11 protein-coding genes are annotated in these 16,734 nt (G+C 53.8%); 4 read left to right on the top strand and 7 right to left on the bottom strand.

Annotated elements, in window-relative coordinates:
- Positions 1-9: 9 nt before the first annotated feature.
- The 3 genes from HB393_RS22070 to HB393_RS22060 form a co-directional block, all read right to left on the bottom strand.
- The gene (locus HB393_RS22070; protein WP_213807378.1) at positions 10-2,097 is read right to left on the bottom strand and encodes a cadherin repeat domain-containing protein; all 2,088 of its coding nucleotides are present in this window, start codon (positions 2,095-2,097) and stop codon (positions 10-12) included.
- A 137-nt stretch (positions 2,098-2,234) separates the two neighbouring features.
- Positions 2,235-2,510 carry a hypothetical protein gene (locus HB393_RS22065; protein WP_213807377.1) on the bottom strand — a complete coding sequence of 92 codons (276 nt, stop codon included), beginning with the start codon at positions 2,508-2,510 and terminating at the stop codon, positions 2,235-2,237.
- Between the two features lie 36 nt (positions 2,511-2,546).
- Positions 2,547-5,048 carry a cadherin repeat domain-containing protein gene (locus tag HB393_RS22060; protein WP_213807376.1) on the bottom strand — a complete coding sequence of 834 codons (2,502 nt, stop codon included), beginning with the start codon at positions 5,046-5,048 and terminating at the stop codon, positions 2,547-2,549.
- A gap of 748 nt (positions 5,049-5,796) precedes the next feature.
- Here HB393_RS22060 and HB393_RS22055 point away from each other — a divergent pair.
- On the top strand, positions 5,797-8,706 hold the full coding sequence (locus HB393_RS22055) for a glycosyl hydrolase (RefSeq protein WP_213807375.1): 2,910 nt from the start codon (positions 5,797-5,799) through the stop codon (positions 8,704-8,706).
- 751 nt (positions 8,707-9,457) lie between these two features.
- Here HB393_RS22055 and HB393_RS22050 read toward each other — a convergent pair.
- Positions 9,458-10,207: an SDR family NAD(P)-dependent oxidoreductase gene (locus HB393_RS22050; RefSeq protein ID WP_213807374.1), complete on the bottom strand. Its 750-nt coding sequence runs from the start codon at positions 10,205-10,207 to the stop codon at positions 9,458-9,460.
- Between the two features lie 255 nt (positions 10,208-10,462).
- On the opposite strand from HB393_RS22050, the gene HB393_RS22045 reads away from it, so the two are divergent.
- Both HB393_RS22045 and HB393_RS22040 read left to right on the top strand, forming a co-directional pair.
- Positions 10,463-11,389, top strand: coding sequence for an AraC family transcriptional regulator (locus tag HB393_RS22045; RefSeq protein ID WP_213807373.1), 927 nt, complete (start codon positions 10,463-10,465; stop codon positions 11,387-11,389).
- Positions 11,390-11,712: 323 nt separating this feature from the next.
- Positions 11,713-11,862: an SDR family oxidoreductase gene (locus HB393_RS22040; RefSeq protein WP_213807400.1), complete on the top strand. Its 150-nt coding sequence runs from the start codon at positions 11,713-11,715 to the stop codon at positions 11,860-11,862.
- A gap of 803 nt (positions 11,863-12,665) precedes the next feature.
- Here HB393_RS22040 and HB393_RS22035 read toward each other — a convergent pair.
- From HB393_RS22035 to HB393_RS22025, 3 genes are all read right to left on the bottom strand, one after another.
- Positions 12,666-13,199 carry a zinc-binding dehydrogenase gene (locus tag HB393_RS22035; RefSeq protein WP_213807372.1) on the bottom strand — a complete coding sequence of 178 codons (534 nt, stop codon included), beginning with the start codon at positions 13,197-13,199 and terminating at the stop codon, positions 12,666-12,668.
- Positions 13,200-13,587: 388 nt separating this feature from the next.
- Entirely contained in the window at positions 13,588-14,166 is a 579-nt protein-coding gene (locus tag HB393_RS22030) for an alpha/beta hydrolase (protein WP_213807371.1), read from the bottom strand.
- A gap of 511 nt (positions 14,167-14,677) precedes the next feature.
- Positions 14,678-15,262 carry a TetR/AcrR family transcriptional regulator gene (locus tag HB393_RS22025; protein ID WP_255551502.1) on the bottom strand — a complete coding sequence of 195 codons (585 nt, stop codon included), beginning with the start codon at positions 15,260-15,262 and terminating at the stop codon, positions 14,678-14,680.
- 108 nt (positions 15,263-15,370) lie between these two features.
- On the opposite strand from HB393_RS22025, the gene HB393_RS22020 reads away from it, so the two are divergent.
- Positions 15,371-16,300, top strand: coding sequence for an AraC family transcriptional regulator (locus tag HB393_RS22020; RefSeq protein ID WP_213807369.1), 930 nt, complete (start codon positions 15,371-15,373; stop codon positions 16,298-16,300).
- Positions 16,301-16,734 lie beyond the last annotated feature (434 nt).

Genomic DNA, 16,734 nt, shown 5'->3' with positions numbered 1-16,734 from the left:
CATAACTGGTTATGAGGCTGGCTGTATGTTTGGCAGTATGGCGCGAATTGAGCCGCCGAACGTCCCACCGGTGTAGATGCCCGTCAATTTTTCCACTACTATCGTCCCCGCTACTCCCGCGGTTGGAGGAAAAGAGATCGTGGTGGAAACAAAACCTTCTGGAGGGATGTTCACCAACGGTACCGACGCCGGAGAACCACTCACAGATCCTAGTGAACTACCTGTCAGATAAACATTCTTAGCTGTTCCCATCCCTATGTTCTTGACGCTCACAGTCGCCAGATAAGATCCGTCGCGCTCCTTGGTGAAGCTGCTCGTAGTAACAAGCTGAGGATTTCCGGCGGCGATCGCTGCAGGAGTAATAGTTATATTTGTATCTTTGCTCCAACGCCTCCCATCACTTGCCCATACCGTGAGCGTGTAGGGCATAGTTCGCGAGGTATCGACTAGAGTCGGGTCCGGGAGTGTGATCGCTCCTGTGGAGGCATTCAGCCTAAAGATGCCTACACCGTCTCCCCCTTTAATCTGCCATGTAACCAACCTATCCCCATCTAGATCACTTCCTTTCAGTGTCCCAATCGAATGCACTGGACCAGCACCAAGAGTGAAGTTCTGTCCAGCATTGACGATAGGCGAGTGGTCGTTGAGATATGGTGTCGCCATTTGAACGAATGCAGGAAAGTCAAGGTTATCGACGTGGCCGCCGTCGTGGTAACGAAAGCCGATGTCACCACTGATGTAAGCAACATTCACCACAGGTTTCGGGTCTGGAGCAATGATCACTCCCTTCATTCCAAGGAACTCGTAGACAGGGCTGGCCAGCACGGTCGAACGGAATTGACCATAGTTGTCCTCCCATGAGTCATGGGTACCCGAATTGGTAAACGTTTGACGTGGTGCGATAAGGGCAAACAGGGAATACGAATCTACCTTCAAATTTTCGTACTTTCGTGGCAAATAGGCACCTGGATGGGTCCCATTTCCATCCACCGATACTGTACCCGGAGCAGGACCATGCAATGGACCTACGTAATTGAAGAAATTTCCGGCCATCCAGTGATACTCAGAGCTTCCAGACATGACCCCCTCAAGTTCTTCACCCCAGTGCCTACGGCCTACCGCTGTGCCCCCAGCTCCACCAGAACTTGGATAAGAGAACGCAAAGCGTTGATCCAGGGCAACTGCGAGAAGGGTGGCCTTCCCATAACGCGAATGGCCTTCCAGGCCTATTCGAGTGGCATCAACGTTGGGATCGTTTGCCTGTTCGAAGTAGTCGATTAAACGGCTGGCACCCCAGGCCCAAGCTCCCAGAGCACCCCAATCACTTGGTTTTCTCCACTGCCCCTTATTCACTAATCCAATCAGGTAACTGGAAAGACCCGCACCTGAATCAGCCTGAACGGCCGTAGGGCTGTAGCTGCAAAGACCCCAGCCTTGGGATGCCACAAACTGCCAATAAGAGGCATTCGCATTACCCAGAGTAATCAATACAGGAACTTTCGTTCCTGCCAACGCAGCAGGCGTCCAAAGCTGACAGGTTATGCTCGGTTTATTTCTTACCTGCGGGTAACTGGCCGTGGAAATTGTACCGGTGATCGTCCTTTGGATATAGGCAACCCCACTGTTGGCGCCGCTAGTCGAAGGACCTACACTCCATGTAATTGCAGGCCACAAGCTCTGGTCCGCAGGAAAGCCGTACATTTCGGTTTCGAGATCTTTTACGATCTCTGGCCGACGTTTGGTCCACCAATCTTCTGGATAGACAACTGGAGTTCCATCATCCATCGTAAGAAGATCGATAGGCGTGTAACTACCCTGCGAGTAGGGTGAGTTCGGGCCCGAAGGATCGTCAAAGACTCTCCAGGAATCCGGAGCACCGAGCGTCATCCCGTCACTACCGCTAGGCAATACGCCATTGAGATCGTCGTCGTAGTTATTCCAAAGCCCCCAATCAGATCGAGTAATGGTATGCCCATATGCATTTTGCCAATCCCCTTGGGGCGCGGTGGCGCTCTTTGGAAATGTATCGGGCGGTTGATTCGGATCAATGAGTTTCGATGGAAGCGCAGGAGAGGTCACGCCGACCTGGCACATCATCTGGTCGTGATCCTGCTGACTAGTGACAGTGGATGGTGGTACGCTCGGAAAGGTACACGGTGGACTTTGCGCGAACGCCTCTCCTCCACAAAAAGCGAGAAAGCACAGCGATGCACATACTACGAATGCATATTTTATTAATCGCATTCTGGCCTCCCGATGAAATAATTTTCAACCGAGATGAGTTTCCGGTGTAGCTTCTTGAGCACAAAGAAGGCGAGCACAACCTCGATGCCAAGTAGGCAACTAGACGCAGGAGCGAAAACAGCTGCGATGTAACCTAGTCCGTCTCCGAAATAGCCAGCTTGAGGATTGTTCAGAGTGATAGTGAAAGTGTCGGCGTATGCTGCCGCCGACGATAACCCACTCGTCAGCAGCAGCAATACCACGGCAAAGGTCAATTTACGATTCATGCTCTTCTCCGTAAATAGTTATTGTGGGAACTGAAGTTAGGGCAGTATGGCGCGCGAAGAACCACCAAAGGCTCCGCCGGTATAAGTACCCATGATTTTTTGAATCACTGCCGCTCCAGAGTTCCCCGCACTCGCAGGGAAAATTACTGTCGCTACAGCGATGCCCGCCGGCGGGATGCTGATCAGCGCCTGAGCAATCGGCGTTCCACTCGCCGCCCCAAGGACGCTGCTGGTCAAAGCCACATCTTTCGCCGTACCAGTACCCATATTCTTCACAGTCACAGTAGCCAGATAGCTTCCGTCAATCTGCCTTAGCAAGCTTGTTGTCGTGATCAATTGGATTGTTCCTACTACTGCGGCTGGAGCATTGATGGTTACGGTCGTATCGTGAGCGGGTAGAATGCCGTCGCTTGCCATTAATGTGAGGACGTAGGAAGACGCGCCGTTAAGCTTAGTACGATCTGCAACTGTGATTTGGCCAGTAGCCGAGTCGATATCGAACGCGTACGCGCCGTCGCCGCCTTTGATCTGCCAGTTAGTAATATGACCACCGCCACCGTCAGTACCCTTCACTTCGCCTACTACCGACGATGAAGCAGGCAACGTGAAAACTTGGCCCGCAGTGATGACCGGACGTACGTCGTTCAAATACTTTGAGGCGAACGTGACAAATACAGGCCACTCCGGAACATCAGTATGTCCCTGGGAGTGACGTCTCCAACCCACTGTTCCATCGATGAAGGCGGTATTGAATGGTGGCGTACCACCAATGGATTCGCCATTCGTATAGCTGGTTGGATTGCTCGTAAATATCGTGTCCGCGGGGATGACCTGCCCCGGCCATCCAAGCAGTTGCCACACAGGACCTGAAACTGCGCCGGAGAGATACATACCACGAGGGTCCTGCCATGCATCGCCACCACCATTCGGGGTATCCGTTCCACCATTCGTCATAATGGCACGAGGTGCAACCAGGGACATGACTTCTGGCGCATCAACATCGAGCTCTTGCACCTTGCGTGGGAAAAAGGCCGGCGTGCAACCGGGTTTACCTACGCTCGGGTTAGTCTGACAGGCTGGGCCGGCGTAGTTCATTAGGTATCCGTCCATCCAGTAGTACTCTCCGCTACCCACAATGGACTCGATGCTTTCACCGAAGTGGCGACGAATGGGAGCCGCTCCACCGGCCCCACCACAGCTTGGAAGCGCAGCGACGACACGATCATCCATTGCTGCGGCTACGAGAGTAGCCTTACCGTTACGCGAGTGCCCTTCTACTGCGACCTTGTCGGGGTCGGGACCAATCGGATCGGGATCGCTCCCAAATTCATCAATAATGCGGCTTACACCCCAGGCCCAGATCTGTAGTGTTCCGGCATCCGTAGGTTGCCTCCAGTTCCCCTGGTTAATCAAACCACTTAGATAACTGGTTGTAGCGGCACCACCAGCATCTGCCTGCAGCGCAGTCTGGCTATAGCCGCATGCACCATACCCCAAAGGAGCTGTGTATTGGAATAGAGTGTTCGCCCCGCCGATGCCGATGAATACCGGAACCTTTCCTGTAGCATTCGCAGGAAAGCGACAGTTAACCGTGATTGAAGGTCTATTTCTAACTGCTGGATATCTATCTATAGAAACCGTCCCGGTATAGGTCTTTGCCCTATAGGCATAAGTCTTTCCATCCGTGATGGTACCCCCGGGGCAGGTCGTGCCCGAAGTGATACAACCGATGGTGCCGGTTTGAGTTCCTGTAGTCACACCTCCGATCGTCCAGGTGATCGCGGGAGCCACAGAGTCAGGAATCTTGTAACCGTACATCTCCTTCTGAACCAACTCCATAAGTTCGGGACGACGTTTGAGCCACCAGTCCTTACTCTTCGTAATTTTGGTAACGCCGTCCTTCATGGTAAAGATATCGATCGGGGTATAAGAACCTGTCGCCAAACAACCAGGCGATGTGCAGATGGTAGTTCCACCGGGGCCTAAGGGAGCGTTGCCCGTAGGGTAAGGTCTTGCGCCCACGATTGGCTGACCGTTCGAAGTCGTTTCGGATAGGCCATAGTCGCCATATCCGCTCATTGAACCACCCGTCGATGTGCTCTTTTCTAGGGCTGGGGTGCATGGGGAGGTGCCATTGCAAAGAACGTTGGCGGTTCCACCGCTTTGGCTATCGTCATAAGTTGTCCAAAGTCCCCAACCCCAACGCACGACAACATGTCCGAGGGCGTCGGTCCAATTGCTGGCTTCGGGTGAGGCCACGGTGCCAGGCCACGCATTCACAGGTGCATGAGGATCACCAACTCGTGTTGCAGAGACCGAGGGATTCGATGCCGCATCAGGCTGACGCAGCCCTTGAATGCAAAGCATGTGCTGCTGATCTTGAGCTGCAGTCGTCGCGGCGGTGGCGTTTCCAGTCGGCACATTCCATGGCGCGACCGAGCAATCTGGAGTCCGCTGCGCAGCGGCCACAATGGGGTATCCAAGAATCAAGAGCAGCGCAGCAGCCACCCACATAGTTCGCGATTGTTTGCCTTTCATACTTCTCCTTAGTCCAGACGTTGAAGCTGTCTAGCACTTTGCGTCTTAGGTTGTTTTCATTGCATGGCCCTATGCGATCAATCTTTTATTCGCGATTCAAATGAAATTGAATGTCGCTATTCCAGCTGCGTTTTGCAAAATTGATCAAAACTTGAATTTTTAAGTTTGCGGTTTAGTTTGACTTGGAAATTAGATCGCCGCGAAGCCTATCCTTTGCTTTCCAAAGTTGTCAAGAAATGTTTTCAATTTTGTTGAAGATGTTATGTATTCGTTCGCAAGTGCGATGAATCTCTGCAATCGTAATAGCGGTGCATACATCACAGGCTCGCTGAACAAATTCCTTGACTACTTCGACCGATCTAGACCGCAGTGATTTCGCCAGTCTCAAAATCAGTAAGGCGCAGACTACTACCGGTTATGTGCCACCATTTAGCATCGAAGGATGCATCCGCTTACGGATTGTTTTGTTCCTAGGTCCTGTCGCGAGCGATTCGACTCGAGATCCTCTGCAACAGCGGCCCGTCGTTCGGAGCGAGCGCCACCCCTCGGCGGCCAATCTCCAAGTGCCATGCTACGAAACCATCCGGGCCCCCGGACAAGGATTTGAATAGCAACAGCTACCTGAGGTAAAACAAACGTCCCTTCCTCAGAAGAGATAATTCCGTATTACGAAATAGCAAGATTACGTCGAGCAACTACCAATGAGAGATGATACCTTGCCGTAAGTCGTTACCGCCGGAGCATCACAATGCCTTCCTCCAGCCATATCCGCTGTATCGGTTCCATCCTGCTGGCCTGCCTTGTATCATTTTCGCTGTCGGCACAAGCCAAGAATCCCACTTCACTCGACCAAGGCTTCCACACGCCGCCTGCAACGGCGCGGCCATGGGTCTTCTGGATGTGGCTCCGCGTCGAGACAACACATGAGGCGATCACAGCAGACCTGGAAGCCATGCACAGCAAGGGTATTGAGGGCGCGATCCTTTACGATAGCGGCGTTGGCGGAGGCATGGAGGCGACCCAGCGTATGGTAGTGGGTCACAAGGAATACCGGCGGGAACCAACAAGCGATTTTGCGGACGCGCACTTCACGCCCATCCCGGAACCGCCCATGCCCTCGTGGCAGCCGAAGTCACGCGAGATGGTACGCTTCGCAGCGAAGGAGGCCGCGAGACTTGGAGTGAAGCTAGTGCTTACAGTCGGCTTGGCCAGTACCTCCGGCGACATCGCGCTGGAGGACAGCCAGCAGCGCCTAATCTGGTCAGAGACAACGTTAAACGGCGGCGAGGACATGGACATATTGCTTGCCGCACCGAAACACGCCGTTCCTACCAGCCGTGTCTCGGTTGTCTCGATGGTGGCAGAGCGTTCGGAGGTCGGCGACCATCCGGAAACCCTGCATCCGATTGTGGTGCTGGCAATGCCTGACCGGGCACAAATCGCCTCTGCAGATGTTATTGACATAAGCAGTCACGTCGATGCGGCAGGCCGCCTTCATTGGTCTGCCCCGAACGGCAAATGGCGCGTGCTCCGCTTCTGCTACGAACCCACACGCATGACCAATGCATGGGGTTTGTATACCGACGCAATGCGGGCTCAGGCACTCGACCATACATGGAACGCGACCATCGGCCGGCTGCTACAGGAGATGACGCCTGACGAACGACGTGGGCTTTATGGCATTGAAGACGATAGCTGGGAGGCCGGCGCGTCTACGTGGACCATGAAGTTTGCGGCAGAGTTTCAACGCCGCCGTGGCTATGACCTCAAAGCGTGGCTTCCCGCCCTGGCCGGCGTCAACCTAGGAGGTAGCGACGAAGCAGACGGCGTGCGACGCGACTACTATCGCACCGTCGCAGACCTAATTGCGGAGAACCATTATGCTCACCTTGCAGAGCTGGCACGCCGCAATGGACTGGTGTCATACTCCGAGGCAGCCGGTCCCAATTCAGGCGAACTGGATCCGGAGCAGAACGCAGCGCACATCAACGTTCCCATGGGGGAGTTCTGGGTTCCGTCACAACATCGGCCCACGCCGGATCGCCGTTTCCTGACGCATGATGCCGCATCCTCCGGACATGTATATGGGCAGCGTATCATCGGGTGCGAGAGCTTCACCTCCGTTGGCCCCCATTGGGAAGATACCTTCTTCGACATGAAGGACTCTGCCGACCAGGGATTCACGGAAGGCTGCAATCTCAATTTCATTCATAACTTCAGCCAATCACCCTCAGTAACCGCGAGGCCCGGCTATGTGTACTTCGCCGGAACCCATTACGAACGCGGCACCACATGGTGGGACCAGACCCCAGCATTCAACACCTATCTCGGCCGCGCAGCCTTTCTACTGCAACAGGGCCGATTTACGGCCGACGTGCTCTATTATCGTGGCGACGCCATCGGCCAACTGGAGCAGCGCAAGAAGAGTTTTCCTGCCCCCGGCTACGATCACGACAACATCAACGTCGACGCTCTTTTGTTACGCGTCTCTACACATAACGGGCTTCTGGCCCTGCCGGACGGTATGACCTACCGTATCCTCGTGCTGCCTTCGAAGGACCGGATGGCGCTCGAGGCATTGCGAAAGATTGCATCGTTAGTGGATGCGGGAGCTGTTGTTGTAGGGCCGCCACCGGCCGGCATGGCTGGACTAATGACCAGTTATAACCAGCAGAGAGACTTTGATGCCTTGGTGACGAAACTGTGGGGCGGGAGCCTAACCGACCGCCTCAAACCCGGCCGTATCTTTTCAGGCGATCCAATCGAGGCGCTGAAATTGCTGCATCTTCGACCTGACTTTGCCTTCACGGATCTGAGCGAGGAGGGCGAGATCGACTGGATTCACCGGCACATGACGGACACCGACATCTATTACGTCACAAGCCGCTGGACAACACCGGAAAAGATTGCGGCAAGCTTTCGGATAACCGGCAGGCAGCCCGAGCTCTGGGACCCGGTCACGGGCGAGATTCGTGATGCACCGGCATTCATACAGCACGACGGCGTCACAACCGTGCCCCTTGTGTTCAAGCCGCGCGGCTCGATGTTCGTGATCTTTCGTCGCAAGATCGCGAGCACACGTAACGGCTCGACCTCCACCAACGAATTCAGATTGTCTCCCATATTGACGCTGACTGGTACATGGCAAGTGAGCTTCGATGCGAAACTTCGCGGACCCGCTCAGCCACAGACCTTCAACAAACTGACGGACTGGACAACGCGGCCGGAAAGCGGTATCCGCTACTACTCTGGCGAAGCTGTCTATCGGAAGCAGTTTCATTTGGGCACAGCACCGGTGCGTGGGCAGAAGCTGCTGCTCAATCTGGGCGAAGTACACGAGGAGGCAGAGGTGCGTTTGAATGGGAAGATGCTTGGTATGGTTTGGACGAAGCCCGCGCGCATCGATATCAGCAGCGCGGCGCGGAAAGGCGAGAATGATCTGGAGATCAAGGTGGTGAACCTATGGCCAAACCGCCTCATCGGCGATGCCAGCCTGCCAACCAGTGAGCGATTGACAGAAACCAATGCTCATAAATTCAATTCGGAGACACCGCTATACCCCTCTGGTCTGATCGGTCCGGTAGTTGTCGAGATAGCTTTCCCACCGGCCAGAGTATACAAGTCACAGAACAAATTCTCAAAGGCAGCATTCCGGTGACTCTCGCACAACCGATCATGGTTACGCCCGCCCTGTGATAGCGGAACTTCCACGACTTCGCACAAAGACATTGCACACACCGCCTTGACCGCCAACTCGGCGCCATAGAGTCCGACCGCCGCCTGACGCACCGGAAGCAGTCCCTATGCGCTTCGTAATGCGACTTTCATCGGCAACTCGATGACTGACTTAAGGCGGCACTCATATCCGAGAGACTCGCCCCCTCTCGATCTTGAGGAATCATAGAAGTATAGATAGATTTGCGCATCGTTTGCGAATGAACTCTACGAGCTCGCCTGAGAGGAAGCTGAAGTACTAGCCAGACTTGCCTCGGTTAACGCACTGGATGCAGACAGACTCTCCATTCTCACGAATGAGCCCAATATCCCCGTCCAAGATCACTTTTAATCTGGCCACACCATTCAAGCGCTTCCACTTTTCAGTGCACATGATACCCGAGGACGAGGCGCTCAAATTGAGTGCATTATCCCGATTTGAGAAGCTCGATGTGCTCATCCTTGACTTCCCTAACTTCGCTCTCATCGTCAAAGCTCTTCGTCAACGTGAACACGCTCTAAGGGTAACTGACCAATAGGATGCTGCGGCAAGGGGTAGAATGGTTGACGCAGCAAAGCCGACGACTTGGGTGAAAGTTCCACCAGTGTTATTCGAAACCCAGACGTTTCCAGAAGCATCAGTCACTGCGCATAACAATTCGCCTCCGGGGTGGTTCAGCCCCAGAAGCGCTGAACTACTCCACTCCAAGCAGCCAGTTGTTGAACTCGATGACATAAGGGTGTTCGTTTGGGCCTACATTGTTGCGCAGTTGCTTTGCCCGGTCGAGCACAACTTCGTCTACATCGGTGCCCAGGAGGCGCATGGTCTCGTCAAGGCACTCCTGTAGCGGTATCGCACGAGGTTCTTCCGTGCTGTTCAACATGTCGGTCTGGGTCCAGGGCGGAACAATCTCGATGACTCGCACGGAGGTCCCGCGCAGCTTGTAGCGCTGGGATAACGCATAGGAGTGCAGCGCAGCCTTTGTCGAGCAATACACTGCGGTAAGAGCGAACGGAGTGAAAGCCAACCATGAGGTGGTGTAGAGAACCGCTGCTTCTTTCTGCTTCTTGAGATGTTCGATCAGCGCCGAAGTCAGACGAATCGGACCAAGCAGATTTGTGGTGATGGTGGAAGTTAGCAGGTTTTCATCGATGGCGCCCGCCGCATCATCAAACTGCATGATGCCAGCGTTGTTGAAGACGACGTTCAAGTCTGGATACCGCTCGATGAGTGTCTGTGAAGCGGACGCTATGCTGGATGCGTTTTCGATATCGAGCTTCAGGGATCCCATTCCCGGATTGGCCGTAGTCACCTCGTCCAGAAGGCTTTTCCGCCGGCCAGAGATGATGACCTTGTTGCCGGTATTGTGGAGAGCCTCCGCAATACCGCGCCCGATGCCTGATCCCCCGCCTGTGATGAAGACTGTATTGCCTGTCAGTTTCATTTGTTCTATTTCCTTTATGTCCGTCATGTTGGGACCGAGGCGGGGCTCTATAAGAGTCCAATCTTTTGAAGGTGCGCTACTTTGCGGCTCGCGACACCAATGTTGGATTTACCTCTGATAACTCTTCATAACAGCCCCTTTCACCTTTGAGAGTTCATCTCTCTATTGAGAAAGGTACTTCTCTACACAAGGCTACGTGAATGCCGGACACTTCCAGAAACATGCCTAATCCTTCCATGAAATACTGAGATAGATATGAAGCAACGCACCCAGTCCGCAAAACTGTCGGAGCTCGCAACCTACCTGCATCGGTATACCGAAGCAGACGCTGCAGCAAACTTGATGACCACTCCGATCGAGGGCCTATCCATTCGTCGTTCCAACCCGATGAAGCAACCCATGCAGTGCTTGATCAAGCCAGCCCTCTGCATGACGGTTCAGGGAAGCAAGGTCGCGACCTTTGGCACGAAGCGCTACGACTTCAGCACCGGAGAGGCCCTGGTGGTGACAATCGATATGCCGACTCGCGGCACGGCATTCGCCGCGAGCAGTACCCAACCTTACCTGGGGCTTGTGTTTGAGCTTGATCTGAAAATGTTGCAAACTGTGGCGGACGACATTCAGTTGGAACAGGCGGCTGGGAAAAAGGGCACGGCGTGCGTTGCGTTCGTTTTGGAGATGAATGACCAGTTCGTCGATTGTGCTCTGCGCGCGGTTCAGCTCCTAGAGGTTCAACCCCTGGACAGGCCCAACGCCATCAAGGCTCTTTATCCGGCAATCATGCGCGAGCTATGCTACTGGCTGTTGAACAGTCCCCGCGGAGCGCAGGCGCTATTGCTGGACAGGGGACGTGATCGCAACCTCATGCAGACTATTCATCTGCTCCGCGACCGCTTTCGCGAATCCCTCCGGATCGAAGATCTCGCCCGAGCCGCGAACATGAGCCCGACTACCTTCTTTCGGCAGTTTAAAGCTGTCACGTCCATGGCTCCGCTTCAGTATCAGAAGCAGCTTCGGCTTTTGGAAGCAAGGCGGATGATGATCTTCGGTGACGCGAATGTTGAGACGGCCGCTTTTGATGTGGGCTACGCAAGCCCGTCACAGTTCAGCCGCGAGTACTCCCGCGCGTTTGGAAGCTCACCTCGGCGCGATGTCTCAACTTTTCGGACGGCCCAGACTTAGGGCGGCGAAGAAAAGAGCAGCTTCACCGAACTCGTGCGCAGTGCCATCCGCAAGCGTCTTACCGGTCGCAGTCCCGCGATCTAGGGGATTGCATGCAACTGCACCTAAGCTCACGTGCTTCTTGTGTTTCACTATCCGAGTTCGTCACAGGAATCTAAGTTTATCGAGCTGAACTAAGACGCGTCTGCTGCACCAGCAAGGGGACGAGACTATCACCAAACTCCTCGGTCGCTCGGATATCATCAGTGGCACAACTGGCCATATAGATACAGCCATTCTCGAAGGTCTCGTCCAGGGCGGCGCACTAATCGAGATCAAAGACAATTTGCGAGCAATGTTCCGCTCGCAGAATAGGCGACCCAGACGAGATTGCAAAGGCCGTATCTTTCCTAGGGTCGGACGACGGAAGATATGTTTCCGGCATTGAACTGAGCATCGACGGCAGCGTCGCCCAAAATCTGGTGATCGGTTAGGACGCGCTGGCACGTTAGACATTCGTCGAGGAAGATCGCACAAAGCGTATCGGACCGACACCGTAGAGTTGCGCCACGACAATTGGAGTCGTGGCGCGATAGGTGCCTCCTTTGCACAAGATCAGACCGGGATGTAGCATATAGCCTCTTCCGTCTGGTCGGTGTCGGCCTAAGCAATTTTCAAGTGGGCTTAGAATCGGATTCGCCGCTCCTAAAAGATGCGATTGGATAAGCGGATGTTCGGCGACTGCGCAGACGCCCGGCCTCCCGCTGGCGGCAAAAGCCATTGACGCAACATGCCAAGAGAAGCGAGAGAGAACAACTAGTTCTTTCGATCGTCAGCCTCGCTCTTATCTTCATTGAGGAATACCTTCATTACCTTCTCTGTCACACGCTTTAGCCATAGATGCTTTCCAACAGAAAGTCGGTGAGGTGCTTGCAATACTCTACCGCAACGATGCGGCGATGAGTGCGGTGGAGGCTGTGGTGAGAGTAAAGAGTGCGAAGTACCCGGTCGGAGCGGTGGCGGCACTCGTTACCTGGTGCACATGGCGACCCACACTGCTAGAAAAAACCTATCGCGGAAGACTCATGTCGATGACAATCCGGCCTCCCTGCTCTCTGCTCTCTGCTTTCTGCTTTCTGCTTTCTGCTTTCAAGCAGATTGAGCGCCTCCGGAACCTGCGTAAAAGAAAACACGCGTCGCACCGGCGTATAAATTTGCCTTTCCTCTGCCAACCGCAGTAACTCCGAGTACGTCTGCTCCGTTTCTTGATCGGAAAGGTTTCCTGCAAACACTCCCATCAACGAATGATTCTTAAGAGAGCATCCAGCACATTTATCAGGACCCATTCGCCGCTTGCATTCCCCGCAAATCCAAAACGCCCGTGCCGCGCCATGCTCTGCATCGCCTGCCTCGCCAATTCTCCACCCACTGGATCGAAAACGACATTCACACCCCGACCATCAGTCAGTTCTTTCACTCGTTCCGTGATGGCGCCATCCTTGTGGTTCACTCCGTGGTCTGCACCGATCTCCCGACAGAACGCAAGCCTCTCCGCGCTGCCGGCAACAGCAATTATCCGCGCTCCCAATGCTTTGCCCAGCAGCACGGTTGCCCCTCCTGTGCTGCCTGCGGCACCCAATACCAGCAATGTTTCGCCGGGCTGGATCGACGTTCGGATAGCCAGGGCGGCATACGCTGTCTTATAGACCACCATGAAGCCGACCGCTTCGGTATCCGGCATAGAGGCCGGAATGCGTAGCGAGTTCTTCTCGTCGGCCAAGCAATATTCGGCGAGAGCACCCCATCTCTTGATTGAAGCCGCTATCGCCATCACATGATCGCCTGGTTGATATCTGGAACCTTCCCCCACCATTGTCACCTCTCCCGCAACTTGCATTCCCGGGGAATGGGAGGGTTCGGAAACGGATGGCCGCCACGCAGCATCAGAATATCCGGCAGAGCCACTGCAGCTGCATGCACCTTTACCCGGCTCCGGTTTGGGCAGGTCTACTTCCCCTAAACGTAATACTTCATTCGTCGGCCCGAAACGCTCTGCTCTCCAAGACTTCATCGGCAAGACTCCTTTGATTAGGGGGTTGTGGCGGGACACGATATATTCGTGCCTCTCGAAAATAAACACGATGAAAGCTTTTTATTTCGTGACGACTGTGGATGAGTGGTTGACGTTAGGGCAAAGACGGTGATGCATGCTAGGTCCGCTATAGTTCAGAATATCCTCCCTGAATGAAATGACGGGCAAGCATGCCATATTCCTCTGCAGCCTCCTCCCAGACGAAGTGGCCGCAATCGATGATGTTGAGCCTGCTCTTTGGCAAGACCCTATGTAGACCCTCCGCGTTAGAGACGGGGACGAAAGGATCATACCGACCGACGATAAGCTGACACGGAACGGTGATTTCAGGGAGGCGCTTCGCCAACCGAGGCAAAGCATGTGGATAGTCGCGGATGAATTCCATCGCATCCCAAAGCTTCTGTCCGGTGTAGGAGTCGATATAGTCCTGCAAGACATTCTCCGGAAACTTGTATTTTTTCATTCCTTCGACTGTACCCCGAACAAACTGTTCTCCCGTAAGGTCCTTGAATGGTTCCAGCGATGGAGCGTTCACAATCTGGTCGAGGATGTCGAGGATATCCGTGTGGTCGGTCGCACCGCTGCCGATGACCAGGCTCTTGAAGATGCCAGGATGGTTCGCAGCTGCAAATAGACAAGTGGGGGGCGCGATGTCGGGTGCGATTACATGTGGCCGGTCGAGACCGAAGGATTCCATGATGCGCAAGACGAATTCGCCAGCCGCCTAGGGCGTTCGTTCGCCAGCGCGCGATTCGGACCGGCCGAACGGGGGGCAGATCCACCGCGATCAGAGAGCTCAACTCCGAAAACGTCTGCCATGTGGGCTTTTGGGTATTCCGGAATTACAATTACGGTTAATTTTTATTCCCTATTCCCGGCTGAATTTCTAGATTCCCACTAAAACGGTACAGCGGATTCATCGAAAGTAAACGCATGGTCACACGCTTGATTTCTATCTGCCGCAGACTCGCAACAGTAAAGCCACTTACTGACAGCTATTGCGGGATCGATAATCATGGGGATTGCTTGAGCCAAGAAACATCTATCTGTTTCGACCCATCCGCGATAGTTGGATTCCGATCGATTCTACTCTCGTCGCGGAAGACTTTGACAATCTTAGGCGTGCATTGGAGATTGCCGTAGCAGTGAATGAGAGATGAGTAATTGAAAGCCGTAGGTTCCGCGTTCAATACTCACATCAGCCTTGAGCCTAAGCTTTACGGCTGAGAAATACGCTTTTTGATAAGAATCTTAGCGTTCCTTAGGATGGCACTCGCCATCGCTGAATCCGGTGCAATTTCAGCAAGTGTAATTGCGCCCACAAGTGTGCTGACAACGCCACTCGCAGTGATAAGGGCTTTGCTCCTGGTCTGATGCAGAAGATGATTTGCGATGAGTTGAATAAGGCGCTGGTAGCCATGTATGGCAATTGCCCTAACTAGTGGATCCGAATGACTGAGTTCGGCGCCGAGCATCGCAAGGGGACACAGATATGACTTCTTTTTAGCTCGCGATTGCTTCAGATACAACGAAACAATCCTCTCGATGGCTTGAGTCGGCGATTTACCCACTGCCTCGTTCTCAAGCATTGTGTAAGCTCGATCAAATGCCTCGTTACTCGCTTCGGCGATCAGGCGGTTTCTCGATTGGAAATGCTTGGAGAACCCGCCAGGCGTGAGATTCGCGCCAGCCATGATGTCGCGCAACCCGACTGTTCCCAAACCTTTACTCAAAAACATCTGTGAAGCTGTCGAGAGAATTCGCGCTCTTGTTTCGGCTGTTTGGACTCGCGACTTCCGCAAAATTCCACCTCAATACTTTCCCCATTTAGCATACATATGTACTCTAAATAGGTGCGGGAATATTTGTCCCCCTATTCAATTCAGGAAAGGATCTAGGATCCGGCATACATGGATGAGGCCATTAGAGTCCCGAGCTTTTGGAATTTGTTCTCCGAAGGCATGTATCTCAAGGACATTCCATCAGCAAAGCTCAGCCTGTCCCCACTTTCCCCGTTGTTTGGAAGAGTCCGGGCCGACGAAGGTCTGCCGGAAATTTCACATGGGTCTGGTGGTCCAAGTGGTTATATGGTTGCGGTGCAGCTTAACCCTATACCGTTTATCGAGCAGTTCCTCGGCCCCCAAAAAGTATCAAATGGCTTTTATCCCATTGGGGGCGTTAGTCTACTCAACCTACAAGAGAGGCCCGCGATTGCACTCCGAAATTCCTTCGACACATTGGTGCTGCATGTCACTCAGGCGGCTCTCGATGAAGTCGCCTATGCGCACCGTATGCCGCGGGCAAAGCCATTGGCTCGGACGTTTGGGCATTTTGATCCTGTAGTACACAACCTCGGTCAGGTTCTGGTTTCTTCGCTAGCGCAACCCCATCATGTTTCGAAGATCTTCCTGGATCATATTTTGCATGCCTTGAACTGTCATTTTGTCTCCTCGTATGGCGGCGTGACGATATCGGCTCCGAAGTTTGAAGGTGGACTCTCTTTTCTGCAGATGCGAAGAGCAACAGAGTTATTGGAGGCTCATCTGGACGGAAACATTGCCCTCAAGCAAGTTGCCGCAGCATGCGAATTATCAGTGAGCCACTTTTCTCGGGCCTTCAAACAAACTTTTCGCCGGCCACCTTATAAGTGGTTGACGGAACTCCGGGTGGATAGGGCGCGAGATCTTATGACGAACTCCCGGCTGCCCCTTGCGGACATCGCCATTCAGTGTGGATTTGCGGATCAATCTGCACTCAACCGCTCCTTCAAGCGAATTCAAGGGGTAACTCCCGGAGTTTGGCGACGGGGGATGACTCGCGGCCCGCAGCGCTTCAAGTAGTGCAAGCGATGGCGACGCGAACCTCTACAAGGAGTTGCGATCATGACCAGCGAACAAGGGGCTCACGGTGCAAAATTCGGGAGATACTTCCATCTCTCCTCTGCTCCAACGTTGACTGTCTCGTCAGCCAGACAACTTCAATTGCAGTAACTGACCTCCGTTCTGACGGGATGCCTGAGCTCCCTTTATCTGTCAGTCATTTTGCCCGCGCGTTCCGAAAGACTTTGGGCGGCCTCCTTATCATTGGCTCATCGAACGTCGAATCGATATGCCAAAGACCTATCTCTTACATTCGGATCTTCCACTCGTTGACATCGCACTCCGCTGCGGCTTCCCGGATCAATCTGCTTTGAATAAATCATTTAGTCGACTCTTAAAGCAGAGCCCTGGTGAGTGGCGCAATTCAAAAAAGCAACTTCAATAAGCAGGACTTA

This window comes from Granulicella sp. dw_53 (genome assembly GCF_018449545.1).
Classification (GTDB): domain Bacteria; phylum Acidobacteriota; class Terriglobia; order Terriglobales; family Acidobacteriaceae; genus Edaphobacter.
Note: the sequence above shows the minus strand (reverse complement) of the source record. Positions and strands in the feature narration are given on the sequence as shown.